Origin of the sequence: Bradyrhizobium sp. BEA-2-5 (assembly GCF_032918025.1) — a bacterium.
In the GTDB taxonomy this organism is placed as follows: Bacteria; Pseudomonadota; Alphaproteobacteria; order Rhizobiales; family Xanthobacteraceae; genus Bradyrhizobium; species Bradyrhizobium pachyrhizi.
On sequence record NZ_CP136629.1, the window covers coordinates 4,521,497 to 4,547,255 of the forward strand.

The 25,759-nt window shown below is 64.4% G+C and carries 24 protein-coding genes and 3 pseudogenes; 8 read left to right on the forward strand and 19 right to left on the reverse strand.

Annotated features, from left to right (window positions below; all coding sequences use genetic code 11):
* Positions 1–255: 255 nt before the first annotated feature.
* The 3 genes from dctP to RX327_RS21125 are packed head-to-tail and all read left to right on the forward strand — an operon-like array spanning position 256 to position 3,184.
* Entirely contained in the window at positions 256–1,278 is a 1,023-nt protein-coding gene (dctP, locus tag RX327_RS21115) for a TRAP transporter substrate-binding protein DctP (RefSeq protein ID WP_317247002.1), read from the forward strand.
* Positions 1,275–1,829, forward strand: a complete 555-nt coding sequence (locus tag RX327_RS21120) for a TRAP transporter small permease (protein WP_317247003.1) — start codon at positions 1,275–1,277, stop codon at positions 1,827–1,829. Before dctP ends, RX327_RS21120 begins: the two co-directional genes overlap by 4 nt.
* A complete protein-coding gene (locus RX327_RS21125) occupies positions 1,826–3,184 on the forward strand; it encodes a TRAP transporter large permease (protein WP_317247004.1) in 1,359 nt (452 codons plus the stop codon). The genes RX327_RS21120 and RX327_RS21125 overlap by 4 nt, the downstream gene beginning before the upstream one ends.
* A gap of 39 nt (positions 3,185–3,223) precedes the next feature.
* On the opposite strand, the gene RX327_RS21130 is transcribed toward RX327_RS21125, so the two are convergent.
* Positions 3,224–3,361 carry a hypothetical protein gene (locus RX327_RS21130; protein WP_157341227.1) on the reverse strand — a complete coding sequence of 46 codons (138 nt, stop codon included), beginning with the start codon at positions 3,359–3,361 and terminating at the stop codon, positions 3,224–3,226.
* 124 nt (positions 3,362–3,485) lie between these two features.
* Here RX327_RS21130 and RX327_RS21135 point away from each other — a divergent pair, with 124 nt between their 5' ends.
* Positions 3,486–3,647 carry a hypothetical protein gene (locus RX327_RS21135; protein WP_160321748.1) on the forward strand — a complete coding sequence of 54 codons (162 nt, stop codon included), beginning with the start codon at positions 3,486–3,488 and terminating at the stop codon, positions 3,645–3,647.
* 18 nt (positions 3,648–3,665) lie between these two features.
* On the opposite strand, the gene RX327_RS21140 is transcribed toward RX327_RS21135, so the two are convergent.
* The gene (locus RX327_RS21140; RefSeq protein ID WP_317247005.1) at positions 3,666–4,790 is read right to left on the reverse strand and encodes an SMP-30/gluconolactonase/LRE family protein; all 1,125 of its coding nucleotides are present in this window, start codon (positions 4,788–4,790) and stop codon (positions 3,666–3,668) included.
* Between the two features lie 23 nt (positions 4,791–4,813).
* Between RX327_RS21140 and RX327_RS21145 the strand changes: the two are divergent.
* Positions 4,814–7,034 (forward strand): annotated as a pseudogene (locus tag RX327_RS21145) (transglycosylase SLT domain-containing protein).
* Between the two features lie 136 nt (positions 7,035–7,170).
* On the opposite strand, the gene RX327_RS21150 reads toward RX327_RS21145, so the two are convergent.
* The 13 genes and pseudogenes from RX327_RS21150 to eno all read right to left on the reverse strand — a co-directional run bounded on the left by RX327_RS21150 (position 7,171) and on the right by eno (position 19,419).
* Entirely contained in the window at positions 7,171–8,139 is a 969-nt protein-coding gene (locus tag RX327_RS21150; protein WP_317247006.1) for a tripartite tricarboxylate transporter substrate binding protein BugD, read from the reverse strand.
* Between the two features lie 79 nt (positions 8,140–8,218).
* Positions 8,219–9,460, reverse strand: coding sequence for a threonine synthase (locus tag RX327_RS21155; RefSeq protein WP_317247007.1), 1,242 nt, complete (start codon positions 9,458–9,460; stop codon positions 8,219–8,221).
* Between the two features lie 146 nt (positions 9,461–9,606).
* Positions 9,607–11,028, reverse strand: a complete 1,422-nt coding sequence (lpdA, locus tag RX327_RS21160) for a dihydrolipoyl dehydrogenase (RefSeq protein WP_317247008.1) — start codon at positions 11,026–11,028, stop codon at positions 9,607–9,609.
* Between the two features lie 17 nt (positions 11,029–11,045).
* On the reverse strand, positions 11,046–11,288 hold the full coding sequence (locus RX327_RS21165) for a hypothetical protein (protein WP_317247009.1): 243 nt from the start codon (positions 11,286–11,288) through the stop codon (positions 11,046–11,048).
* The gene (locus RX327_RS21170) at positions 11,289–11,465 is read right to left on the reverse strand and encodes a hypothetical protein (RefSeq protein ID WP_167350393.1); all 177 of its coding nucleotides are present in this window, start codon (positions 11,463–11,465) and stop codon (positions 11,289–11,291) included.
* 12 nt (positions 11,466–11,477) lie between these two features.
* The gene (locus tag RX327_RS21175; RefSeq protein ID WP_317247010.1) at positions 11,478–12,839 is read right to left on the reverse strand and encodes a pyruvate dehydrogenase complex dihydrolipoamide acetyltransferase; all 1,362 of its coding nucleotides are present in this window, start codon (positions 12,837–12,839) and stop codon (positions 11,478–11,480) included.
* A gap of 2 nt (positions 12,840–12,841) precedes the next feature.
* Positions 12,842–13,147 (reverse strand): DUF5076 domain-containing protein, encoded by a 306-nt coding sequence (locus RX327_RS21180; protein WP_317247011.1) that lies wholly within the window; start codon positions 13,145–13,147, stop codon positions 12,842–12,844.
* A gap of 5 nt (positions 13,148–13,152) precedes the next feature.
* A pseudogene (locus RX327_RS21185) lies at positions 13,153–14,548 on the reverse strand (pyruvate dehydrogenase complex E1 component subunit beta).
* Between the two features lie 45 nt (positions 14,549–14,593).
* Entirely contained in the window at positions 14,594–15,613 is a 1,020-nt protein-coding gene (pdhA, locus tag RX327_RS21190; protein ID WP_317247012.1) for a pyruvate dehydrogenase (acetyl-transferring) E1 component subunit alpha, read from the reverse strand.
* A 166-nt stretch (positions 15,614–15,779) separates the two neighbouring features.
* Positions 15,780–16,088: a septum formation initiator family protein gene (locus tag RX327_RS21195; protein WP_317247013.1), complete on the reverse strand. Its 309-nt coding sequence runs from the start codon at positions 16,086–16,088 to the stop codon at positions 15,780–15,782.
* A 140-nt stretch (positions 16,089–16,228) separates the two neighbouring features.
* Entirely contained in the window at positions 16,229–16,780 is a 552-nt protein-coding gene (locus RX327_RS21200; RefSeq protein WP_317247014.1) for an NADPH-dependent FMN reductase, read from the reverse strand.
* Between the two features lie 171 nt (positions 16,781–16,951).
* Positions 16,952–18,088 carry a zinc-binding dehydrogenase gene (locus RX327_RS21205; protein ID WP_317247015.1) on the reverse strand — a complete coding sequence of 379 codons (1,137 nt, stop codon included), beginning with the start codon at positions 18,086–18,088 and terminating at the stop codon, positions 16,952–16,954.
* A 47-nt stretch (positions 18,089–18,135) separates the two neighbouring features.
* Positions 18,136–19,419, reverse strand: a complete 1,284-nt coding sequence (gene eno / locus RX327_RS21210) for a phosphopyruvate hydratase (protein ID WP_317247016.1) — start codon at positions 19,417–19,419, stop codon at positions 18,136–18,138.
* 176 nt (positions 19,420–19,595) lie between these two features.
* Between eno and RX327_RS21215 the strand changes: the two genes are divergently transcribed.
* Both RX327_RS21215 and queF read left to right on the forward strand, forming a co-directional pair.
* A complete protein-coding gene (locus RX327_RS21215; protein ID WP_317251297.1) occupies positions 19,596–20,588 on the forward strand; it encodes a lyase in 993 nt (330 codons plus the stop codon).
* Between the two features lie 70 nt (positions 20,589–20,658).
* Complete coding sequence (gene queF / locus RX327_RS21220; protein ID WP_317247017.1) at positions 20,659–21,120, forward strand: preQ(1) synthase; 462 nt, start codon at positions 20,659–20,661, stop codon at positions 21,118–21,120.
* A gap of 30 nt (positions 21,121–21,150) precedes the next feature.
* On the opposite strand, the gene RX327_RS21225 is transcribed toward queF, so the two are convergent.
* From RX327_RS21225 to kdsA, 3 genes and pseudogenes are all read right to left on the reverse strand, one after another.
* Positions 21,151–22,455 carry an adenylate/guanylate cyclase domain-containing protein gene (locus RX327_RS21225; RefSeq protein WP_317247018.1) on the reverse strand — a complete coding sequence of 435 codons (1,305 nt, stop codon included), beginning with the start codon at positions 22,453–22,455 and terminating at the stop codon, positions 21,151–21,153.
* Between the two features lie 222 nt (positions 22,456–22,677).
* Positions 22,678–23,886, reverse strand: a pseudogene (locus tag RX327_RS21230) (MFS transporter).
* Between the two features lie 15 nt (positions 23,887–23,901).
* A complete protein-coding gene (gene kdsA / locus RX327_RS21235) occupies positions 23,902–24,759 on the reverse strand; it encodes a 3-deoxy-8-phosphooctulonate synthase (RefSeq protein ID WP_317247019.1) in 858 nt (285 codons plus the stop codon).
* A 165-nt stretch (positions 24,760–24,924) separates the two neighbouring features.
* Here kdsA and RX327_RS21240 point away from each other — a divergent pair, with 165 nt between their 5' ends.
* Positions 24,925–25,260 carry a PAAR domain-containing protein gene (locus RX327_RS21240; RefSeq protein ID WP_050384523.1) on the forward strand — a complete coding sequence of 112 codons (336 nt, stop codon included), beginning with the start codon at positions 24,925–24,927 and terminating at the stop codon, positions 25,258–25,260.
* A gap of 58 nt (positions 25,261–25,318) precedes the next feature.
* On the opposite strand, the gene RX327_RS21245 is transcribed toward RX327_RS21240, so the two are convergent.
* Positions 25,319–25,645, reverse strand: a complete 327-nt coding sequence (locus RX327_RS21245; protein ID WP_317247020.1) for an NIPSNAP family protein — start codon at positions 25,643–25,645, stop codon at positions 25,319–25,321.
* Positions 25,646–25,759 lie beyond the last annotated feature (114 nt).

Genomic DNA, 25,759 nt, shown 5'->3' on the forward strand with positions numbered 1-25,759 from the left:
GGTCCCCAACGGATGGTCGCGCGACGGTTGAATAGCCACGGGCCGGCGCGCGGCTGTGTGCGCCGCAGCAACGGCAAGGCTTGAACGTCAGGACTTGAACGTCAGGACTTGAACGTCAGGACTTGCAGCCGCGTATCGGCTCGCACTATCAGGGCGCCTCGAACTATCAGACTAGAGAATATTCACGCGAAGACCGGCTAAGCTAAAGCTCCGCGCCGGCCTAACAGCCACTCAAGAAGCTCTCAGGGGAGAACAATGCTCACACGCCGCCACGTCCTCGCTTCCGCCCTCGCCGCACCCGCCGTCCTGCGGATGGGCATCGGTACGGCGCACGCCGCGACCACGCTGAAGATCTCGCACCAGTTCCCGGGCGGCACCATCGACAAGGGCGATTTCCGCGACCGGCTCTGCCGCATGTTCGCCGCCGAGATCAGCAAGCGCAGCAATGGCGACATCGCCGCCGAGATCTATCCGAACTCCTCGCTGATCAAGACCAACGCGCAGTTCTCCGCGATGCGCAAGGGCGCGCTCGACATCAGCCTCTATCCGATGCCCTATGCCGGCGGCGAGGTGCCGGAAACCAATATCGGCCTGATGCCGGGCCTCGTGACCACCTACGACCAGGGCTTGCGCTGGAAGAAGGAGCCGGTCGGCAAGGCGCTGACCGATTTCCTCGCCGACAAGGGCATCATCCTGCTCACCTGGGTCTGGCAGGCCGGCGGCGTCGCCAGCCGCTCCAAGCCGATCGTCGCGCCCGAAGATGCCAAGGGCATGAAGGTGCGCGGCGGCTCGCGCGAGATGGACATGGTGCTTCAGACCGCCGGGGCCTCGGTGCTGTCGGTCCCCTCCAACGAAATCTACGCGGCGATGCAGACCGGCGCCTGCGATGCCGGCATCACCTCCTCGACCAGCCTGATCTCGTTCCGCCTCGAAGAGGTCGCGAAGTCCCTGACCTCGGGCGCGGGCACCTCCTACTGGTTCATGCTCGAGCCCCTGATGATGTCGAAGGCGATCTTCGACAAGCTGCCGAAGAACCACCAGGACATCCTGCTCGCGGTCGGTACCGAGCTCGAAACCTTCGGCCGCAAGGGCGCGCAGGACGACGACGTCGAGGTCGCCAAGGTCTATGAGAAGGCCGGCGCCAAGGTCTCCGCGCTCGACGCCGCGACCGTCGGCAAGTGGCGGGACATCGCCCGCGACACCGCCTGGAAGGACTACAGCGGCAAGACGGCGACCGCAGCAAACCTGCTCAAGCTCGCCATCGACGTCGCGGCATGAGGCATGGTCCGGTCACGGATCAGGCCGAAACCGCAAGCAGCGCCGCGGGCAACACGCCCGTGGCCTTGCTTGGGCGCGCGCTGTCGATCTGCAATAACATCATCGTGGTGTTCGCGTCGATCGCGCTGGTCGCGGCCTGCACCATCCTGAGCTACAGCGTGCTCAGCCGCGCTCTGTTCAAGGCCGCCAATTACTGGCAGGACGAGGCTGCCGTGTTCCTGCTGGTCGGCGCGACCTTCATGACGGCGGCCTACGTGCAGAGCCAGCGCGGCCATATCGGCATCGAGGCCTTCGTCGGGCTGCTCTCGCCGCTGGCGAACCGGATCCGGCTCTGGCTGGTCGATGCCGCGACGTTCCTGTTCTGCGCCTTCTTCACCTGGAAATCCTGGACACTCGCCCATGAAGCCTATGTCGACGGCCAGGTCTCGAACTCGATGTGGTCGCCGCCGCTCGCCATTCCCTATTCGCTGATGGCGTTGGGCATGACGCTGCTCTGCGTGCAGATCCTCCTGCAAATCATCATTCCGTTGACGGGTGGCGCGCGCCGATGACCGTGTTTGGTATTGGTATCTCCTACGGACTTGCCACCCTGTTTGCGATGTTCTCGGGCATGCCGATTGCGTTCGCGCTCGGCGCGGTCGCCGTCGTGTTCATGGGCATCTACATGCCCTCGGCCTCGCTCGATACGGTGACGCAGAACGTCTACGAGGAAATGGCCTCGATCACGCTGCTGTCGATCCCGCTCTTCATCCTGAAGGGCGCGGCGATCGGCAAATCGCGCGCCGGCCAGGATCTCTATTCGGCGCTGCACGCCTGGCTGCATCGGGTCCCCGGCGGCCTCGGCGTCGCCAACGTGTTCGCCTGCGCGCTGTTCGCGGCGATGGCGGGCTCCTCGCCTGCGACCTGCTCGGCGATAGGCTCGGCCGGCATCCCCGAGATGCGCAAGCGCGGCTATTCCGGCGGCTTTGCCGCAGGGATCATCGCCGCCGGCGGCACGCTCGGCATCCTGCTTCCGCCCTCGATCACCATGATCCTGTTTGCGGTCGCGGCCGAAAAGTCGCTGGGGCGGCTGTTCCTGGCCGGCATCGGGCCTGGCCTCCTGCTGGTCACGCTGTTCGGCGCCTACGCCGTGGTCCGCTTCCGGCAGGAATATGCCATGGCCCGCGCCGTCTATGACGCGACCGGCAAGGATGCGGCGATCCTGCAGCGTGACGAGTACACGCTCGCCGAGCGCTTCAGCGTGCTGCCGCGCGTGATCCCGTTCGTGCTGCTGCTCACCGGTGTCATGATCGCCCTCTATGGCGGCTACGCCACGCCGTCGGAGACCGCGGGGCTCGGCGGCCTGCTGGCGCTGGCGCTGATCGCCGCGATCTACAGCGTGTGGCGGCCGAGCGACCTTGCCCCCATCATGAAGTCGACGATCCGGGAATCGACCATGCTGATGATGATCATCGGCATGTCGCTGCTCTATTCCTACGTGATGAGCTATCTGCACATCTCGCAATCGGTCGCCGAATCCATCGTCGCGATGCACCTGCCGCGCTGGGAGCTGCTGTTCGCGATCCTCGTCATGGTGGTCGTGCTCGGCTTCTTCCTGCCGCCGGTGTCGATCATTCTCATGACCGCGCCGATCATCCTGCCGCCCCTGCGCGCCGCCAATTTCGACATCATCTGGTTCGGCGTGGTCATGACCATCGTGATGGAGATGGGGCTGATCCATCCACCGGTCGGCCTCAACATCTTCGTCATCCGCAACGTCGCACCGGACATTCCGCTCAGCGAGGTGATCTGGGGCACCCTGCCCTTCGTGCTCTTGATGATGCTCGCAGTGCTGCTGCTGTGCTTCGTGCCGGGGATCTCGACCTGGCTGCCGGATCTCGTGATGGGGCCGGACGGCGGGCGCTAGACCGTTTTCGCGCAGAGGGGACGCGGCAAGACCGGAGTTTCAGGCGGCCTCCTGCTCGCGTTCCGCGAGCGCCTTCTCGATCCGGCGGACCAGCACCGCCGTCGGATGCCCCTCGCGCTGCAGCCGGCGCAGTTCGTTCCACAGCCTGATGATTTCGCGGTCTCGCTCGGCGTCCATGGCGGCACTCCCCCGGAGCGCGCCAGTATGAACGAAACAAGAACGAAATTCAAGACACCGAGATGCCGTCAAGGCGCGGTCGCTCGTGCAGGGACCAGCACGACGCGGCACGATTGGTTCCTTCATGAAAATGGCCAAGGCAATTCGCAAGCAGGCGCAGACCGCGGAGCGGGTTGCATTGACGACGGCCGACGCAATGGTCGCCAACCAGATGCGCTCTCTCGCCCGCGCCTTCAGGAGCCAGGCCGATATTCTGAGGAAGAAAGAGAAGAAAAAGAAGAGGTGAGGCGCGCCTGCGGTCGGGTCAGGGACAGCCATCACCCGGCGTGTCGACCTCGACCACATCGATCCGCGACGTGGACCTGCCCTTGCGCAGCTCTTCGTAGGACGTCTCCGCGCTCAGGCAGAACAGCGTCCTGCGGTCCGCGCCACCGAGCGCGCAGGCAAGCGCGCGGCGGCCGGACACCGTGATGCGCTCGCGCTCCACGCCGGTGCGATCGATCCGCACAAAAGCATCTTCCGTGAAAGACGCGACCCAGGTCGCCCCATTGGCATCAAGGCAGATGCCGTCGGGATCGTTGATGCTGCCGAAGCGCCCGCGCAGGCTCAGCCCGCCGTCCGGCGCGACGTCGTATTCGGCGAGACCTGCGCCGTCCATTTCGGCAACGACGAGCCGACGATGGTCGGATGAGACGGCAATGCCGTTGGGAAATCGCAAGCCTTCCGCGACGGCGCGCGCACGGCCGTCGAGCGTCACGAGGACAATGCGGCCGACGGCACCGCGGCGCTCCGGCGGCGGCAGGTTGAAGCCGAGATCGCCGACATAGGCGCGTCCCTGCCCGTCGACGATCATGTCGTCGATCGTGCCGGTCGCGACCTCGGAGAGATCGGCATGCAGCGACAGCGCTCCATCGGAAAACCGCAGCAGCCGCTTCCTGAACATCGTCAGCACAACGATGTCGCCATCAGGCAGTACGCCGAGCCCGCACGGCGTGTCGTCGGTCAGCGCAGCATGCTCCTGCAACTCGCCCGACGGGCTGATGCTCAGAAGCGTCCGCGCCATGCAATCGACGAACCAGAGCCGCCCGAGATGCCAGCGCGGGCCTTCGAAATAGCGGCCGCCGTCGAGGATGGTTCTGAGGCGAGCCGTCATGGCGAACCGGCCGGCGAAAAGTGATGTGGCAGTGACATCGGCAGCCCCACGCTTGCTCGCTATGACGATACAACTCACGCGGAACCGGTCAAAGCACAGTGCGGCCTGTCCGTCTTTACCCGTGAAAATCCCGGTTCCCGCGGGTTCCACACGCCATATTCCATATTTCGCCGCGTTTTCCCTGTTGAGTTGCAGCTGCATTAAGACTCGAGAATCGAGGGTAGTGATAATCTGCGGCGGTTGTGCCGCCGTAAGACGCGTTCTGTTGTGCCTCATGGTTTCTCAGGGGGGACCAGGGAATGAACCGTTGCCTACGTCCGCTGGCGTGCTTCGCCACCGCCGCCGCGCTCGCGCTGCTTCCGGTCCAGGCGACCGCCAAGCCGCATCATCAGCACCAGGCCAAGAGCGGCCACGGGGACAAGAAGGCGCATGGCGCCAAGGCCGCGCGCGAGAGTGCCTCCGGCAAGCGGCGGCACGCCAGACATGGCGCCGATAAACGAAAATCCGCAAAGGCCAAATCCGCTCCTTCCAAATCCGCTGAGAAGGCGCCCGAGCCGGAGAAATCCGCCGGGCCGCAATTGTCGGGCGATCTCGCCACGATCAGGGACGCGATCCTTGCCGCGCGCAGAGGCAGGACCAGCGACGCGACCGATATCCAGGCCAGAATCACCGACCCGGTCGGGCGAAAACTCGTCGAGTGGTATCTGCTGCGCCACTCGGAATCGAGTGCGCCATTCAGCCGCTACGCGGCATTCGTGACGGCCAATCCGGATTGGCCGAGCGTCACGCTGCTGCGCAAGCGCGCCGAAGCGCGGATCTGGCAGGAGCGCAGCGATCCGGCCACGGTGCACGGCTTCACCCTCGATCAGCCGATCAGCGCAAAGGGCAAGTTCGCGCTCGCCCGCACGCTGCTGGCCGAAGGCGACCGCGACGGCGCCACCCGGCTGGTGCGCGAAGCCTGGCGCTCGGAGGAACTGTCCGATCGCACCGAGAGCGACGCCTATGATGCCTTCAAGGACCTGCTGACGCGGGACGATCACCGCGCGCGCATGGACAAGCGGCTCGGCGCCAAGGATTACGCAGGCGCGAGGCGCGCGGCACAGCGGCTCGGCAGCGACGATCTGGCGATCGTGAAAGCCTGCGGCGCGGTCCGCGGACAATCCAGCAAGGCAGAGGGCACACTCAACGATGTGCCGGCCGAGGCCCGCCGCGATCTCGGCTACACGCTGTGCCGAATTCAGTGGCTGCTCGCGAAGAACAAGGTCGACGAAGCCGCGCGCGTGACGATCGCGGCTGAGCCCGAGACGATGGCGCAGCAGGACACCGACCAGTGGTGGCGCGAGCGCCGCATGCTCGCACGCAAGCTGCTCGACCAGGGCAAGTTCAAGACCGCCTATGACGTGATCCGGCCCGCGGCGGCGCCGGACAATCCTTATTACCGCTCCGACATGCACTTCATGCGCGGCTGGATCGCGCTGCGTTATCTCAACGAACGCCAAGACCGCCGCGGCGCACTTCGCGCATATCGACGAGGGCCAGACCAACCCGACCGTGCTGGCGCGCGCCGCCTATTGGCGTGGTCGCGCCGCCGAGGCACTCGGCAATTCCGCGGCGATGCGGGCCGACTACCAAGCCGCCGCGCGCTACCCGACGGCCTATTACGGTCAGCTCGCGCTGGCCAGGCTCGGCCGTGATGGTGGCGTCGAGCTGCGCGCGCCCTCGCCGGCGGCCAGCGCCGGCAGCATGGCGGCCGACGAGCGGGTCCGCGCCGCCGATATGCTCTATGCGATCGGCGAGCCCGACGTCGTGCTCTATTTCGTAGCCGACCTCGCCGAGGAAAGCACCGATGTCGGAATGCTCGAGGCGCTCGGCGAGCTGACCGGCCGCCGCAACGATGCCCGCGCCATGCTGCAGATCGGCAAGATCGCACTCGCGCGCGGCTTTGCCTTCGACCATTACGCCTTCCCGGTGATCGGCATTCCCAAGCACACGCCGATCGCGCCCGATATCGGGCGCAGCATGACCTACTCGATCGCGCGCACCGAAAGCTCGTTCGACCAGCGCGACAAGTCCCATGCCAACGCGGTCGGGCTGATGCAGGTGACGCCGGAAGCGGGCCGCGACACCGCCAAGCGCTTCGGCCTGACCTATGACTGGAGCAAGATGGTCTCCGATCCCGTCTACAACACGCAGATGGGCGCGGCCGAGCTCAGCGCTTTGCTGTCGGAATATCGCAACTGCCACATCATGACCTTTGCCGGCTACAACGCCGGCCGCGGCCGCGTCCGCGACTGGATCAAGGCCTATGGCGACCCGCGCGATCCCAAGGTTGATCCGGTCGACTGGGTCGAGCGTATCCCGCTGTCGGAGACCCGCAACTACGTCCAGCGCGTCATGGAGAATTTCGCGGTCTACCAGGTGCGGTTCGAGGATGCCGACACGGCAGTGGCCAAGAACGGCGAGCGCGTCGTGACGCAGGAGAGCAACGCGGCGCCGGCTGAGGCAATGCCGTCGCAGTAAGACGCTGTCGTCCCGGCGAAGGCCGGGACCCATAGCCACCGCGTTTGATTGTGATCGGGAACGTGGCCCCAGCGTCGCGCCGCAACCGACATTTGGGGTAATGGGTCCCGGCCTTCGCCGGGACGACGTTGCGCCTTCAATCCACCTTGATGTTCGCCGCCTTGATCATCGGCCACCATTTTGCGATCTCGGCCTTCTGGCGGGTGCCGAGCGCTTCGGGCGTGAGCTGATCCTTGGGGGGCATCTGCAAGCCCAAATTCTCGAGCTGCTTCTGCACGGCCGGATCGGCCATCGCCTCGACCGCAGCGGCGTTGAGCCTAGCCACGATTTCCTTCGGGGTACCCTTTGGCACCCAGAGGCCGGACCACAGCGTCATGTGGAAGCCCGGCAGGCCGGCCTCGTCGACCGTCGGGACGTCGGGCGCATTCGCGACCCGCTTGGAATCGGTGACCGCATAGGCGCGGATGGTGCCGGCGCGGACCTGGTTGATGGAGTTGGAGGTCTGGTCGACGATGAGGTCGATCTGGCCGGCGATGAGGTCGTTCAGCGCGGGCGCGGTGCCGCGATACGGCACGTATTGCAGCTTGATGCCGGAGACGTTCTCGAGATAGACGCCCGCGATATGGCTGCCGGAGCCCGCGCCGGCGGTGCCTGCGGTCGGCGGCGACGGCCGCGACTTCAGCCAGTCCAACAACTCCTTCAGCGAGGTCGCAGGTACCGCGTTCTTGCTGACGATGATCATCGGGTTGCTCGGCAGCAGCACCACCGGCACGAGATCGGTGACGAGGTCGTAGCCGAGCTTGTAGATCGCGCCATTCGCGACATGGGTGCCGAGATGGCCGAACGAGATGGTGTAGCCGTCGGGCGCCGAGCGCACCGCACGGCCGACGCCGATCGAGCCGCCCGCACCGGTCACGTTCTCGATCAGCAACACCTCGCCCAGCGACTGCTTCATGCGCTCGCCGAGGATGCGTGCCATCGCATCCGAGGGGCCGCCGGCAGCAAACGGCACCACGATGGTGATCGGGCGCGCGGGATAGGTTTCCGCGGAAGCGGTCCCCGTTAACGCCAACATCGCCAACACGGCCAGAACCAGCTTCCGCATCACGCTCTCCCTCAATTTTCTTGTTTCCAATTATTTTTGAAGGGCCACCTTTCGACAAGATGGCCCTTCGGATGAGGCGTCAGAACTGCGCGTAGTCAATCGGCTTGTGGCGGTCGAGCGTGCGGGTGACCGGCGGCAGCGGATACTTCAGGCCGGTCGCGCAGTTGAACAGCATCACGCGGTCGGTCTTGCTGACGCGGCCGTCGGCGAGGCTCTGCTTGTAGGCGGCGTAGGTGGCAGCGCCCTCGGGACAGAGCAGCAGCCCCTCCTCGCGCGCAACCTCGTTCAGCGCCGACGAGATCTTGTCGTCGTCGACGGCGATCGCAAAACCCTTGCTCTCCCGCACCGCGCGCAGGATCAGGAAATCGCCGATCGCCTGCGGCACGCGGATGCCCGAGGCGATGGTGTGAGCGTCCTCCCAGCGCGTGGCGTGCTCGGTCCCGGTTTCGTAAGCGCGCACCATCGGCGCACAACCCGAGGCCTGCACCGCAACCATGCGCGGGCGCTTGCTTCCGATGAAGCCGATCTTCTCGAGTTCGTCGAAAGCCTTCCACATGCCGATCAGGCCGGTGCCGCCGCCGGTCGGATAGAAGATCACATCGGGCACGTCCCAGCCGAGCTGCTCGGCGAGCTCGAGGCCCATCGTCTTCTTGCCTTCGATGCGGTACGGCTCCTTCAGCGTCGAGGTGTCGAACCAGCCGACTTTCGCCTTGCCCTCGCCGACGATCTTGCCGCAATCATCGATATAGCCATTGACGCGGTAGACGGTCGCGCCCTGCAGCTCGATCTCGCTGACATTCACCTCGGGCGTATCGGCGGGGCAGAAGATCGTGGTCTTGATGCCGCAGGACGTGGCGTAAGCCGCCAGCGCCGCGCCGGCATTGCCGTTGGTCGGCATCGCCATGTGCTTGATGCCGAGCGCCTTGCCCATCGACACCGCCATCACGAGCCCGCGTGCCTTGAACGAGCCGGTCGGCAGCCGTCCCTCGTCCTTCACGATGATCTCGCCGCCCCCGAGCTTTTTCCCGAGCTTCGGCAGCCGGATCAGCGGCGTCGTGACCTCGCCGAGCGAGACGATGTCCTCGCATTTGCGCACCGGCAGCAGCTCGCGGTAGCGCCACATGTCGCCGGGGCGCTGGGCCAGCGCATCCTTCGTCAGTGCCTTCTTCACGCCGGCGAGGTCGTAGCGGACAAGAAGCGGCTTGCCGGCCTTGGAGAGGTTGTGGACCTGGTCGGCGGCGTAATGATCGCCCTCCATCGCGCATTCGAGATGGGTGACGAAGGTCGGCCGTTCGATGGTGAGGTTGTCGTTGTCTTTCACTGGCTCTGTTCTTTCTCAGGCTTCTTGCGTCAACGGCTCTTTCCGCTCGTCATCGCCGGGCTTGACCCGGCGATCCATCTGCAAAAAAGCTTTCGCTTGATGGATGCGCGGGTCAAGTCCGCGCATGACGAGCTGAATTCGGCCACTCAGATATTCAGCACGCGCCCATACGCATCCAGCACGGCTTCCTTCATCATCTCCGACAGCGTCGGATGCGGGAAGACCGTGTGCATGAGCTCTTCTTCCGTGGTCTCCAGGTTCATGGCGACGACGTAGCCCTGGATCAGCTCGGTGACCTCCGCGCCGACCATGTGGGCGCCGAGGAGCTGGCCGGTCTTCTTGTCGAAGATCACCTTGACCAGGCCCTGGTCCTCGCCGAGCGCGATCGCCTTGCCGTTGCCGACGAAGGGGAAACGGCCGACGCGGATCTCGCGGCCGCTCTCTTTCGCCTTGGCTTCGGTGAGGCCCACGGACGCCACCTGCGGATGACAATAGGTGCAGCCCGGGATCATGTTCTTGTCCATGGGATGCGGGTTGAGGCCCTTGATCGCCTCGACGCAGATCACGCCTTCATGCTCGGCCTTGTGCGCGAGCATCGGAGGGCCGGCAACGTCGCCGATGGCATAGATGCCGGGGATATTGGTCTTGCCGTAGCCGTCGACCACGACGATGCCGCGGTCGGTCTTCACGCCGAGCTTTTCGAGGCCGATGTTCTCGATGTTGCCGACGACCCCGACCGCCGAGATCACCCGCTCGAACTCGACCGCCTGCGGCTTCTCCTTGCCGTCGTCGATGGTGGCGAGGACGCTGTCGGCCTTCTTCTCCAGCTTGGTCACTTTGGTCGAGGTCATGATCTTGATGCCCTGCTTCTCCAGGCGCTTGCGCGCCAGGCCGGCGATCTCGGCATCCTCGACGGGCAGGATCTGCGGCAGCACCTCGACCACGGTGACGTCGCTTCCCATGGTGTGGAAGAATGAGGCGAACTCGATGCCGATCGCGCCCGAGCCGACCACCAGCAGCGATTTCGGCATGCGCTCCGGCACCATCGCCTCGAAATAGGTCCACACCAGCTTCTTGTCGGGCTCGAGCCCGGGCAGCACGCGCGGCCGCGCACCGGTCGCGACGATGATGTGCTTGGCCTGGTAGGTGCCCTCGCCCAACGCCCCCTTGGGGGCCTCGACATCGGACTTCTTCACGGTGACCTTGCCGGGCGCGTCGATCGAGGCCGCGCCCCAGATCACGCTGACCTTGTTCTTCTTCATCAGGAAGCCGACGCCGTCGTTGAGGCGCTTGGAGACGCCGCGCGACCGCTGCACCACGGCCTTCGGATCGAACGAGACCTTCTCCGCCGACAGGCCGTAATCCCCGGCGTGCTGCATGTAGTGATAGATCTCGGCCGAGCGCAGAAGCGCTTTGGTCGGAATGCAGCCCCAGTTCAGACAGATGCCGCCGAGATAGGATTTTTCGACGATTGCCGTCTTGAAGCCGAGCTGCGCGGCACGGATCGCGGTGACGTAGCCGCCGGGACCGGAGCCGATGATGATGATGTCGAAGGATGTGTCGGCCATAGCGGCTCCCGTTCAACTCAACGTGAGGCGCCGCGGGCGCGGCGTCTTGCGATCAATGACCTCACCAGCCATTCGAGCACCACCACCACGACCATCACGGCCAGTGCGGTGAGCACAATCGGCTGGGCGATGTTCCGCGCCAGTTGCTCGCCGGCAAAGAACGCAGAACGAAGAAAATCGAGCCCGACCGGATTGCAGACCAGCGCGGCCGACAGCAACAGCGAGATCCAGGGCCAGCGCGTGCGAGCCGTGCCGGCCATTCATCCGTACTCCCGCCATACCGCACCGAGGAACACGGACCACGCCAGCGCCAGCACCGCGGCGCCGATCATCATGATCCTGAACTGGACCGTCGATATCAGGTCGCGGTTGACCGCGACAAGCAACGCGACGGCGACGGCGGCGAGCAGGACGTACGGACCGACGATCGCGTACATGGCGGATGCCCGTCAGACCATCATCATCACGGGGTTTTCGATCAGCTGCTTGAAGGCGCCGATCAGCTCGGCGCCGAGCGCGCCGTCGATGGCGCGGTGATCGCAGGACAAGGTCACGCTCATCATGTGCGCGACCTCGATCTTGCCGCCGCGCACGACGGGGCGCTCCTCGCTGGTGCCGACCGCAAGGATCGTCGCATGCGGCGGGTTGATCACGGCGGTGAAGTGGCTGATGCCGTACATGCCGAGGTTGGAAACGGCCGTGGTGCCGCCCTGGTACTCCTCGGGCTTGAGCTTGCGCGAGCGGGCGCGCGCGGCAAAATCCTTCATCTCGTTGGAGATGGTCGAGAGCGTCTTGGTCTCCGCCTTGCGGATGATCGGCGTGATCAGGCCACCGGGCATCGCGACGGCAACACCGACGTCGGAATGGTGATGCTTGACCATGCCGCTTTCGGTCCAGCTCACGTTGCAGTTCGGGATCCTCTGCAGCGCCACCGCCATCGCCTTGATGACGAAGTCGTTGACCGAGATCTTGTAGAGCGGCTTCTTCTCCTTGTCCTTGGGAGCCGCCGCATTGATCTCCTCGCGCGCGGCGAGCAGCTTGCCGATATCGCAGTCGATGGTGAGATAGAAGTGCGGGACGTTCTGGATCGATGCGGTCAGGCGCTGCGCAATGGTGCGGCGCATGCCGTCATGCGGGACAATGTCGTAAGAGCCGGGCTCGAACAGCGACAGGATCTGTTTGTCCGACATCGTAGGCGCGATGCTCGATCCCGCGGCGGGCGCGGCCGCCGGCGCCTTCAGGCCCTTGCCGGACTTGGCCTCGTCGACGTCGCGCGCGATGACGCGGCCATGCGGGCCGGTGCCGGTGATGCGGGCGAGATCGATGCCGGCTTCCTTTGCCAGCCGGCGCGCCAGAGGCGATGAGAACACGCGGGCGTGGCCGTTCGCTTGCGCGGCCGGTGCAGCGGCCTGCGGCACCGCTGCGGGCGCTGCGGCCGGCGGCTTCGGCGCCGCCGCCGGTGCGGGAGCCGCCGCAGGCGCGGCCTGTGCGGCGGGCTTCGGCGCTTCGGCGGGTTTCGCCGCCGGTGCGGCGCCCGCTCTGGCGCTGCCCGCAGCCTTCACGTCCTCGCCTTCGCCGGCGAGCACGGCGATCACGTCGTTGACCGGGACATCCTGCGTGCCCTCGGGCACCAGGATCTTGGCGATCGTGCCCTCGTCGATCGCCTCGACCTCCATGGTCGCCTTGTCGGTCTCGATCTCGGCGATGACGTCGCCGGATTTGACCTTGTCGCCTTCCTTCTTCAGCCACTTGGCGAGGTTGCCCTTCTCCATCGTCGGCGAGAGAGCGGGCATGAGAATATTGATCGGCATTGTCAGTGACCTTGTTGCGACCGCGGTTTGGTTTGGCCCATGTCGGTCGGCCGGGCGATTTCGGCTTCGAACATCTCGACGATGCGCGCGAGCGCCTCCTCCTCGGTGTATTCGCTCTCGCGCGCATAGGCGCGCGCAGCATGACGGGCGAGATCGACGAGCAAGAGGCCCCACATGTCGGGTTCCTCGAAGGCGCGCTGGAACGCCATCGACAGCCCGCCGTCGACGACGAAGGCGCGCAGCACCTCGATGGCGTCGTCGCGGCCCATCACGTCAGGCGGCAGCGGCTGCTCCTTGGGACCGGCCATCGGCGTTACCGGTAGGATACGGCCTTGGCGGCGGCGACCACCTCGGCGACGGAGGGCAGCGCGAGCTTCTCCAGGTTCGCGGCATAGGGCATCGGGACGTCCTTGCCGGAGACGCGCGCAACCGGCGCATCCAGATAGTCGAAGGCGTTTTCCATGATGCGCGCGGCGATCTCGGCGCCGACGCCGCTCTGTGCCCAGCCCTCTTCCACTGTGACCGCGCGGCCGGTCTTCTTGACGGAGTTGACGATGGTCTCGGTGTCCATCGGGCGCAGCGTGCGCAGGTCGATCACCTCGGCCTCGATGCCGTCCTTGGCGAGCTCGTCGGCGGCCTTGAGCGCATAGGTCATGCCGTTCGACCAGGAGATGATGGTGACGTCCTTGCCGGCGCGGGCAATCCGCGCTTTGCCGATCGGGATGATGAAATCATCCAGCTTGGGCACTTCGCCGGTGTGACCGTAGAGCACCTCGTTCTCGAGGAAGATCACCGGATTGGGATCGCGGATCGCGGCCTTGAGCAGGCCCTTGGCGTCGGCGGCTGAATATGGCGCGACCACCTTCAGGCCCGGAATGTGCGAGTACCAGGACGAGTAATCCTGGCTGTGCTGGGCGGCAACGCGCGCGGCCGCGCCGTTGGGTCCGCGGAATACGATCGAGCAGCCCATCTGGCCGCCGGACATGTAGAGCGTCTTGGCCGCGGAGTTGATGATCTGGTCGATCGCCTGCATGGCGAAGTTGAAGGTCATGAACTCGACGATCGGCTTCAGGCCGGTCATCGCGGCACCGACGCCGACGCCGGCAAAGCCGTGCTCGGTGATCGGGGTGTCGATGACGCGCTTGGCGCCGAATTCCTGGAGCAGGCCCTGGGTCACCTTGTAGGCGCCCTGATATTCGGCGACCTCTTCACCCATCACGAAGACGTCGGCGTCGCGGCGCATCTCTTCGGCCATGGCATCGCGCAACGCTTCGCGGATGGTCTGCGTCACCATCTCGGTACCCGCAGGGATTTCCGGATCTGGCAGCGGCTCGGTCGCGGGCGCGGCCGGCGCCTTCGCCGCGGGCTGCGGCGCTTCCGCCTTGGCTTCGGCAGGCGCGGCCTCCGCGGCCTTCGGCTGCGGCACTGGTGCCGCCGGACGCCTTGCCGAGATCAGCGGCGCTCTCGCCGTCGGCGAGAATGGTCGCGATCGGCGTGTTCACCGCAACGTCGGCGGTGCCCTCGGGGATCAGGATCTTGCCGAGCGTCCCCTCATCGGTCGCCTCGACCTCCATGGTCGCCTTGTCGGTCTCGATCTCGGCGATGACGTCGCCTGACTTGATCGTCTCGCCCTCTTTCTTCAGCCATTTGGCGAGGTTGCCCTTCTCCATCGTGGGCGACAGCGCAGGCATCAGCACTTGAATTGGCATATCGGCTCCCGAAATCGGTCTTGAAATTCGTCTGCGCGGGTGGGGTCAGCGGTAGATGTCGGTGTAGAGCTCGGCGGCATCCGGCTCGGGATCGTGCTGGGCGAAATCGGCGGCGGCGTTGACGATGTCGCGCACTTCGGCATCGATCGCCTTCAGATCCTGCTCGCTGACCTTCGCCGCCAGGAGGCGGTTGCGCACCTGCTCGATCGGATCCTGGTCGTGGCGGACCTTCTCGACCTCCTCGCGCGTGCGATATTTTGCAGGGTCGGACATCGAGTGCCCGCGATAGCGATAGGTCTGCATCTCCAGAATCATCGGGCCGTTGCCGCCGCGGCACCAGGCCACGGCCTCATCGGCGGCGGCCTTGACCGCACGGACGTCCATTCCGTCGATCTGCTTGCCGGGGATGTTGAAGGAGACGCCGCGCTTGGAAAAATCCTGCTGCGCCGAGGCGCGCGAGACCGATGTGCCCATGGCGTAGCGGTTGTTCTCGATGACGTAGATCACCGGCAGCTTCCAGAGCTCCGCCATGTTGAAGCTCTCATAGACCTGGCCCTGATTGGCCGCGCCGTCGCCGAAATAGGTGACGCTGACATTGTCGTTGCCGCGATAGTGATTGGCAAAGGCAAGACCGGTGCCGAGCGAGACCTGGGCGCCGACGATGCCGTGGCCGCCATAAAAGTGCTTCTCCTTGCTGAACATGTGCATGGAGCCGCCCTTGCCCTTGGAGTAGCCGCCGCGGCGGCCCGTGAGCTCGGCCATGACGCCGTTGGCATCCATGCCGGTGGCAAGCATGTGGCCGTGATCGCGATAGCCGGTAATGACCTGGTCGCCCTGCTTCAGCGCCATCTGCATGCCGACCACCACGGCCTCCTGGCCGATATAGAGGTGACAGAAGCCGCCGATCGCGCCCATGCCGTAGAGCTGGCCTGCCTTTTCCTCGAACCGACGGATCAGGAGCATGTCGCGGAGCGCCTTGAGCTCCTGCTCCCTGGTGAATTCGGGGGGAGAGCCGGCCTTCTCCTGCCCTGATTCTTTTGCGACGCTTTTCTTGGGTGCGGCCATGGCAATTCCGGGTGAGAGAAGTCGGAGAACCCTCTCTAACCCAACTCAAATCGCCTTGGAAGGATTGCGTTCGCCCGATGGAATTTTGCTATGCCGCACTGCAGCGCAGCGCGACATTTTTGTGATAGCGCGCGAATGATTTTGAAATTTGAGAACGCGTCGTCAGTTACTTGATCCGAACGAGATCGCGCGGATTGACATAGTCGAGCTGGAAGCGCGCCCGCTCGTCCAGCATGTCGGGGTCGATCTTCTCGGACCGCAGCAGCGACACCCGCTGTTCGCTCTCGGCCCGCTCCTTCTTCAACCGCGCCAGCTCGGAGGTCAGCGCGATAATCTCCTGATCGAGCTCCTGCCGCGCGTTCAAGCCGTATTTGCCGGTGTAGGCGTTGACACCGAAATAGCCGACCATCAGCGCCGCCAGCGTATAGAGGGCGAGCCCGGTCAGAATCGATTTGAGGCGTGTGCGGGAAACCATGGCCGCGAGCATGCGGCCATGGGGTTAACGAACGCTGAACCAGGGCGTTCTCGAGCGAAGTGGACGCCGGCTCGCGTGAAGAAAACGCGTCAAACCAAGTTCAGAGGCCCGTTCCGATTCAATCGGAACAGGGCTCTTGCTCAGCGGTTCTGCTTTTCGATAAAGGCCGCGAAGGCGTCGAGATACTGCTGCAGCACGCCCTTGAGCAACTCCTTGGTCAGTTCGCCGTTGTCGTCGAAGGCATCGCCGACGCCGTTGAGATAGGCTTCCGGCTGACCGAGGATCGGACCGGAAATGCCCGGCAGAATGTTCTGCAGATGCTTGGCCGCGCTGACCCCGCCGAGCAGCCCCGGCGAGTTGGAGATGATGCCGACCGGCTTGCCGAGGAACGAGCTCTTGCCGTAGGGCCGCGAGGCGACGTCGATGGCATTCTTCAGAACGCCCGGGATCGAACGGTTGTATTCGGGCGTGACGAACAAGACGCCGTTCGACTTCTGGAGCTTTTCGCGGAAGGCGAGCCAGTCCGCGGGCGGCGCGCCCTCGAGGTCCTGGTTGAAGAACGAAATTTCCTGAAGCGTCGTCACATCGAGCTTCAGCGACGCCGGTGCAAGCTTGGCCAGCGCATTGGCGATCTTGAGCGAGAAGCTCTGTTTGCGGATGCTGCCGACGATGGTGACGATGTTATAGGCCATAGCAAATTCCCCTCGGGTTGCGCGTGAAACTGGTGGGCCTCACCTACCGGCGCACCAAGAAAGATGCAAGTGCATGGACCGTCCAATTCCGGAAACGCAGCGTTTCGCCGAATTGGTCTATGCAAAGCAAAAAGAGCCGCCCCGATCGGGACGGCCCTTGGGCTTCGATCCTCAGCCCTTGTTCGGGTTGATCAGGAATTTCTCGCCGGTCGCGCGCTTGTTGTAGACGGCGATGTTGTCGAGCTGCAGGGTCTCCTGCAACGACACCACCTTGGTGTAGTGGCTGGCGAAAGTCGTCTTCAACTCGGCCACCACGCGCTGGCGCAGCTTGTTGCCGGCCTCCGGACCGATCTTCATCAGGAACGGGAACAGCAGCCAGCCGCCGACGCCCCAGGCCATGCCGAAGCCACGCGGCAGTTCGATCGAGCGCGTGTCGAGGCTGCCATAGATGTAGACCTGCTTGTACACATTGGAGCCGTAGCGGCTGTATTCCTTCGCGGTCTTGTTGGCCGCGATTTCCATGGCTGTCAGGATCTGGCTCGCCAGCTTGCCGCCGCCGATCGCGTCGAAGGCGATGGTGGCGCCGGTCTCGACCAGCGCGTTTGTGAGGTCGTCCATGAAATCAGGCGCGCTGGAATCCACGACGTATTTGGCGCCGATCTTGTGCAAGATGTCGGCCTGCTCCTTGCTCCTGACGATGTTGACGAGGCCGATGCCGTCCTTGATGCAGATCTTGTTGAGCATCTGGCCGAGATTGGAGGCGGCGGCCGTGTGCACGAGCGCCTTGTGGTTCTCGCGCCGCATCGTCTCGGTCATGCCGAGCGCTGTCAGCGGATTGACGAACCAGGACGCGCCTTCCGCCGGCGTGGTGCCGTCGGGCAGCGGCAGGCATTCGTTGACGCGCAGCGTGCGGTATTGCGCGTACATCGCGCCACCGATCATCGCGACCGTGCGGCCCATCAGCGCTTTGGCCGCATCCGATGAACCGGTCCTGATCACGACGCCGGCACCTTCATTGCCGACCGGCATGGACTCGTCGAGCCGCGCGGCAAGGCCCGGCAATGCCGCTTCCGGCACGCGCGCGGTCACCACGGGCAATTCCTTGGTGCCGGAAGCCTTGGCGGCCGACATGTCGGCCGCCCCGATCAGAAGCCCGAGATCGGACGGGTTGATCGGCGTGGCTTCGACGCGAACCACGACCTCGTCGGGGCCGGGCTCGGGGGTCGGGACATTGACCAGCGATATCTCGAGTTCGCCATTCTTCTTGAGCAGCGAACGCAGTTGCAGACCGCTCTTGCCGTCGCTCATCCCGACCTCCCGTTTTGCGTGTGTTGTGTCCCGATCAAGTTGGGGCGTTACGCCAAGGCCTTCAAGGCCGCCCTGCCCGCGTATTTCGCCTGCTTGCCTAGCTGCTGCTCGATGCGCAGGAGCTGGTTGTATTTGGCGGTGCGATCCGACCGCGCTAGGGACCCCGTCTTGATCTGACCGCAATTGGTGGCGACCGCGAGGTCGGCGATGGTGGAATCCTCGGTCTCGCCGGAGCGGTGCGACATCACCGAGGTGTAGCCGGCCTTGTGCGCCATTTCGACGGCGGCGAGCGTCTCGGTCAGCGTGCCGATCTGGTTGACCTTGATCAGGATCGAGTTGGCGCGGCCCGCCTTGATGCCTTCGGCGAGGCGCTTGACGTTGGTGACGAAGAGATCGTCGCCGACCAGCTGGCACTTCTTGCCGATAAGATCGGTGAGCTCCTTCCAGCCGTCCATGTCGTCTTCCGACATGCCGTCCTCGATGGTCACGATCGGATAGCGCGAGACCAGGTCAGCCAGATACTTCGCCTGCTCGGAGATCGAGCGGGTCTTGCCCTCGCCTTCATAGACGTATTTGCCGTCCTTGAAGAACTCGGTCGAGGCGCAGTCGAGGCCGAGCACGATGTCGGTGCCCGCCTTGAAGCCGGCCTTGCCGATCGCGTTCATGACGAAGTCGAGCGCGGCGTCCGCCGACGGCAGGTTCGGCGCAAAGCCACCCTCGTCGCCGACATTGGTGTTGTGGCCGGCTTTCTTGAGTTCGCCGCGCAGAGTGTGGAAGATTTCCGAACCGCAACGCAGCGCCTCGGCGAACGACGTGGCGCCGACGGGGAGGATCATGAACTCCTGGAAGTCGATCGGGTTGTCGGCATGCACGCCGCCGTTGATGATGTTCATCATCGGCACCGGCAACAGGCGCGCAGAGGTGCCGCCGACGTAACGGTAGAGCGGCATGTCGAGCGAGTTCGCCGCGGCCTTGGCGCAGGCGAGCGAGACGCCGAGGATGGCATTGGCGCCCAGCCGGCTCTTGTTCGGCGTGCCGTCGAGGTCGATCATGATCTGGTCGATCTGGGCCTGCTGCTCGACGTCGAGGCCGCTCAGGGCCTCGAAGATCTCGCCGTTGACGGCGCCGACCGCCTTGGAGACGCCCTTGCCGAGATAGCGGGCCTTGTCGCCGTCGCGCAGTTCCACGGCCTCGTGGGCGCCGGTGGAGGCGCCCGACGGCACCGCGGCGCGGCCGAGCGCGCCGTCCTCCAGCACGACATCGACTTCGACGGTGGGATTGCCCCGGCTATCGAGGATTTCGCGGCCGATGATGTCGATGATGGCGGTCATGACGTGCTCTTTCTCGATATGGGGTGGGCTTGATGGGCCGCGTCATACACGGCGCGCAAGCAAATGTGAACGGTCCGCCTGCACGGCCCATCTGACGATGCAATGTGGTGGGTTTATGCTACTCAGGAGTTACCTGCGCGTGCTGGCCCATTGTTTCATGAAGCCGGGATAACGCAATAAATCGCCGCCAGTTTCTTGCCTCGACGACTGCCGCAATTTTGGCCATCACCGCCCGGCCGCTGGTCGCGTCGGCACAGGATGGTCCGTTCCGGACAAGATATTTCAGCCTGGACCAGGGCACCGGCCCTCACGACGTCACGCCCGCCCCGGATGGCAGCGTGTGGTTCACCGGCCAGCGCAACGGAACGCTGGGGCGGCTGAACCCGCGCGACGGCTCGTTCAGGTTGGTCGACCTCGGGAAGCGCGCCTCGCCGCATGGCGTGACCATCGGCCCCGACGGCGCGCCCTGGATCACCGAGGGCGGCCAGAACGCAATCGCGCGGGTCGACCCCGGCGATCTCAAGGTTACGCTGTTCCGCCTGCCGGAAAAGTTCGCCTACGCCAATCTCAACACTGGCGTGTTCGACAAGCAAGGGACCTACTGGTTCACCGGCCTGTCCGGCTATTACGGCCGGCTCGATCCGAAGTCCGGCGAACTGAAGGTATTCGAGGCGCCCCGCGGCGTCGGGCCCTACGGCATCACCGTCACGCCGGACGGCGACATCTGGTACGCCTCGCTCGCCGGCAGCCACATCGCCCGTATCGACCTTGCGACCGGCAATGCCAGCGTGGTCCAGCCGCCAACACCGCACCAGGGGGCCCGGCGGGTCTGGTCGGACTCCCGGGGGCGGATCTGGGTCAGCGAATGGAACAGCGGCAACGTGTCCGTGCACGATCCCGCCGACGGCTCCTGGAAAGCCTGGAAACTGCCGGGCAAGAGCCCGCGCAGCTATGCCGTCTATGTCGATGACAAGGACAAGGTCTGGCTCACCGACTTCTCGGCCAATGCCATCGTGCGGTTCGATCCGGTGAGCGAAAACTTCAACGCGTTCCCGAGCGATCGGCCGGGCGCGAATGTCCGGCAGCTTGACGGCCGGCCTGGCGAGATCTGGGGTTGCGAGTCCGGCCAGGATCGCCTGGTCCTGATCCAGACGGCCGCGCCCGCGTAGCACACCCTGTCCCCGCGCGCGGACGGTTGACGAACCGGCCGGCTTGCGTCCATTTCGGCCTCCCATAAGGATGAGGCCCATGGCGAAGAAAACCCTGCAACTCGGTCGTGCCGTCGCATGGCCGGACAGTCCGGACAAGGCGGTGCTCGACCGCGTCCCCAATCCGCAAGGAGGGACCGACTACCTGGTTCGCTTCGCCATCCCGGAATTCACCTCGGTTTGCCCGATCACCGGCCAACCGGATTTCGCCCATTTGGTGATCGACTACGTGCCCGGCCGGTGGCTGCTGGAATCCAAATCGCTGAAACTCTACATCGCCAGCTTCCGCAACCACGGCGCCTTTCACGAGGACTGCACCGTGATGATCGGCAAGCGTATCGCCAGCGAGATCAAGCCGAAATGGCTGCGCATCGGAGGCTACTGGTATCCGCGCGGCGGCATCCCGATCGACGTGTTCTGGCAGACCGGCCGCGTGCCGAAGGGCCTGTGGGTGCCCGAGCAAGGCGTCGCGCCGTATCGCGGCAGGGGTTAGGTTGGGCGCTACCCCCACCCTCGCATCGAATTAGTCGGGCAGGACGCCGTCTTTCTTAGATGCGTCATTTGGAGAAACGAAGAAGCTGCGCATTGAACCAAAGCCCCTAACCTCAACCGCCTGGCGCTCTTCGAACTTAAAGAAATCTCTCACCCGCCAATACGTCGCTTCAGATATGTGCACGCGGTTCGGCTCGCTAAGCGATTCAAGCCAACTCGCCAGGTTTACAGTGCGTCCCCAATAGTCGTAGGTCATCTTGTGGCGCCCAATCACGCCACCAATCGTAGATCCAGTATGGATCCCAACTCGAATTTGCAACGGATAGCCGGTCTTTTCTGCGACGCGCCTCACGATATCAATCGTATGCAAGGCGAATTCGACCATCGCCTTCGCATGGTTCACCGAGCTGGCTGATTTCCCGGCAATGGCCATGTAGGCGTCACCGATTGTCTTGACCTTCTCGACTCCATATTTGTCAGCGGCTTCGTCGAATTCGGTAAAGATCATGTCCAGGATTTCGAGGACGTGCTTGGGGGCAAGATGCTCCGTCAGAGTGGTGAATCCAACCAGGTCCGAAAAGAGGAGTGTAACTTCACCAAACGCTTCAGCACTCCTATCGGCCTGATCAGCTACAAAATTCAGGGGGATGTAGGAGGACAAGAAATTAGAGAGCTTATTGCGCTCCTTCTCCTGCAGAATGTGCCGGGCAAACTCCTCACGCGCGAAGCGCTCGCGCCCATAACTTGTGAAGATGAGGATCAGAAAAATAAGAGTCAGGTTGAAAATGTAAGAAGAAACTTCGGCGAACTCGATTTTCGTGAATGCGGAAACACCGCCTCCGTAGACAAGAATGATTATCGCGCCAACAGCACAAGACCAACCGACACTTATCGGAAACAAGCCAATACAGAAGACAAGGATCAACGCGAAATTGAGCGCGCTCGAACCTGAGGACAGATAATAGGGACTTCCCTCGCCGTACTCGAGAAGCTGTTTGATCGCAAGCAAGCTTGCCGCGGCGACGAAAAAAAGCAGGCAAAGATTTGGCCAGCGCCGAAAGGCAGGCGTAAATGTTAGAGCGAAAAAGCCCAGCAAGATAGGGATGGCTACCATGAACCGGAAGCGCGTCAGTTCGACCGAGTTGGTATTCGTGGCCGAATCCCAGACGCCGAATGCGCCCCAGAGCAGTGCACTAAAAGCTATTGCATTTGCGGTGAATCGGGCGGTCCGCGCCTGACGATCGCGCTGATATTCAAGCTCAAACGCACCATCATCGAACCGCAAATCGAGCCAAACGGCTGCTTGAGCGAAACGACCAGCGATAAAACTCGCCATATTCCCTCGCAATATCAATAAAAGCCTACAAAATTGTTTCTCCGATATTCCGAATGCGCCCTGGCAGGCAATCGTCAACAATGTCCAACGCCTTGGAACTATGACGCAAGCGGCTCAGCACAACAAGCCTGGGATCAAGTTAGCTATCGGGCAAATGCCGTCGATATTGGCGGGCTCGCGATTTCCACTTCGCTCCAGAAACCGCCCGATCCAGAGGATTCGCTAAGACTCGACGTCCGGTCGCGCCGCGGCATCCGCCGGCCGGGTCTGCTTCAGAAATCTCGCGCAGATGAAGCCGAGCACCACCATCACGGCGGCGGCCGAGACCAGCGTCGCGGTCTTGCCGGCGTGCTGGAGCCCGAAGCCATAGGCGAGCGGCCCCACGGTCTGCCCCATGAAGAAGAAGAACGAATGCAGCGACAACGCGGTGGCGCGCGCCTCGACCGAAAGCTCGCTGGCGAAGACCTGGAGACAGCCATGGATCATGTAGAAGCCGAGGCCCATCACCAGGAGGCCCGCCATCTGCAGCTTCCAGTGCGGTCCGAAGGCGACGCCGACCAATTAAATCGCGACCAGCGTTGCGCCGACGACCATCATGCCCCGCACCCCGAGCCAAGGCAGCAGGCGCGACACCGTCAGCGTGTAGAACAGGCCGCCGACCGCAAAACCGGCGATGACGATGCCGGCGATCGACAGCGAGGTCTGGCCGAGCTCGAACAGGAACGAAGCGATGTAGGGAAACAGCCCGAGCACGCAGCAGCCTTCGATGAACACCGCCGAGTAGCAGACATAGGCGTTCGGATTGGTGAAGATGGTGCGATAGCCGTGGCGAAGCGCCTTCAGGCTGGTGCGCGGCGGACGGTTCAGCGCGGCGCCGCGGAAGCCGGCCGCAACGGCGATCGAGGCGACGATCACGAGCGCGCCGAGCACCGCCAGCACGCCGCGCCAGCCGAGGAAATCGCCGATCAGGCCGGACGCCGAGGCGCCGAGCAGATTGCCGGTCATGGCGCCGGCGAGCGTGCGGCTGATCGCGACCTGGCGCTTGTCGGGCCCGACGAGATCGCTGGTGAGCGACAGCGCCACCGGAAAGACGCCGCCGGAGCCGATGCCTGCGAGAATGCGGGTCGCGAACAGAACCGAGAACGAGGACGAGAGTGCGCCCAGAATGTTGGCAAGGCCGAGCAGCGCGAGGCAGCCGATCATCAGCCGCGTCTTGCCGAACAGATCGGCGGCGGCGCCGATAATCGGCTGGATGATCGAGAATGTAAAAGCGAACACCGCGGCAAAGCCGGCGGCGGTGGCGATGCTGACGCCGAAGTCCTCGGCGACGTGCGGCAGCACCGGATCGAGCGCGCGTACCGACAGGCTCGCGGCGAAGGTCGCCAGCGTGATCACGTTGAGGGCCGGCGGCATGCCGCTGGTTGCGGTCATGTCGTTGTCCGCCGGTCAGGCTGCCGTCTTCGCCAGCGCGTCGAACTGCATCAGCCGCTTGACGAGGGACTCGAATTCACGGAGGGGCACCATGTTGGGTCCGTCCGAGGGCGCGTGGTCGGGATCAGGATGGGTCTCGATGAAGACGCCGGCAACGCCGACCGCAACGGCCGCACGTGCGAGCACCGGCACGAATTCGCGCTCGCCGCCCGAGGAGGTCCCCTTCCCGCCGGGCTGCTGCACCGAATGGGTGGCGTCGAAGATCACGGGCGCACCGGTGGTGCGCGCCAGGATCGGCAGCGCGCGCATGTCGGAGACCAGCGTGTTGTAGCCGAAGGATACACCGCGCTCGGTGACGAGCACGTTGGGATTGTCGGCGCCGGTGATCTTGCTCACGACATTGGCCATGTCCCAGGGCGCCAGGAACTGGCCCTTCTTGACGTTGACGACCTTGCCGGTTGCGGCCGCGGCCAGAAGGAGATCGGTCTGGCGGCACAGGAACGCGGGGATCTGCAAGATGTCCACGGCCTGCGCCACCTCGGCACATTGCGTGGCCTCGTGCACGTCGGTCAGCACCGGCAGGCCGAGCGAGGATCGGATCTCGGCGAAGATCGGCAGCGATTGGGTGAGGCCAAGCCCGCGCGCCGCCGACGCGCTGGTGCGGTTGGCCTTGTCGAAGGAGGTCTTGTAAACGAGGCCGACCTTCAGCCGCGCGGCGATCTCCTTCAGCGTGGAGGCGACCTCCAGCGCATGCTGGCGGCTCTCGAGCTGGCAGGGCCCGGCAATGATCGAGATCGGCAAGGCATTGCCGAATTTGGCCGATCCGACGGCAACGATCGGCGCGGCGCCTTGCGCGGAAACCTGATTGGTCAAAATGCTGCATCCTTTTGCCGGCGACCATGCAGTCCCGGGCGGGACGGATCAAGCCATCCCGCACGATGAGGGGGTTGCGCTGACGCCGTGGGTGCGCCGTGCTAACACAATCCCGCCCAAACAGCGCCTATAAACTGGCGCGGAACAGATTCCCATGAGGAAGACATGCGCATCCCGCTGATGATCGGAGCCGTCGCCGCCCTGTCGGTGATGTCGGGCCTCGCTTATGGCCAGTCCAGCAGCCAGCCCGGGGTCGTCACCAGCGGAGCCACCGGCGTCACCGTCAATGGCAAGCCGGCGGCGCGCAGCGGCGATACCACCAGCAATGGCGGCCCGCTCGTCGAGGGCGTGCCCAATGTCCTGATCAACGGCAAGCCGGCGGTGGTCATGGGCGATCGCACGCATTGCGGCGGCAAGACGACCTCCGGCAGCCACGGCGTCTTCATCAACGGCAAGCCGATGGTGACCCAGGGCGATCAGACCTCGGGCTGCCCGCAATAACTGTCCGGTGATCGGGCGCGACGAGGCCTCGTCATCGCGCCCCTAAGCGGCACCCGCGTCACTTGACCGACGAAAACGCCGTCGGCACCAGAAGCTGGTTTTCGATGGTGAGAACGATCTGGCCGTCCGCTTCCGACTTGGCGCGGGCCTCGATCCATTCCGGATCGGTCATGAACGCGCCCCACTTCTTCTCGCGCTCGGCGAGTGACTCCCAGGCCAGGAAATAGGTGAGCTCCTGGTTGGATTCGCCGATCAGCGTCGTGAAGAAGCCGGCCTGCTTGATGCCGTGCCTCTCCCAGATCTTCAGCGTGGCGGTCTCAAACCGCTTCAAGAGCGCCGGCAGGCGGCCGGGCACGCAGCGATAGACGCGGGTCTCGTAGATCATTGGCAGTCCTCCCAGATTCGTGTGCGGGCGGTTATAGCCAGCGCCTTCCGGACTGTCTTGAGGGGGTGACAACATGGCACCCCTGCTCGCGACAGGCGGCCATTTCCGCAATGT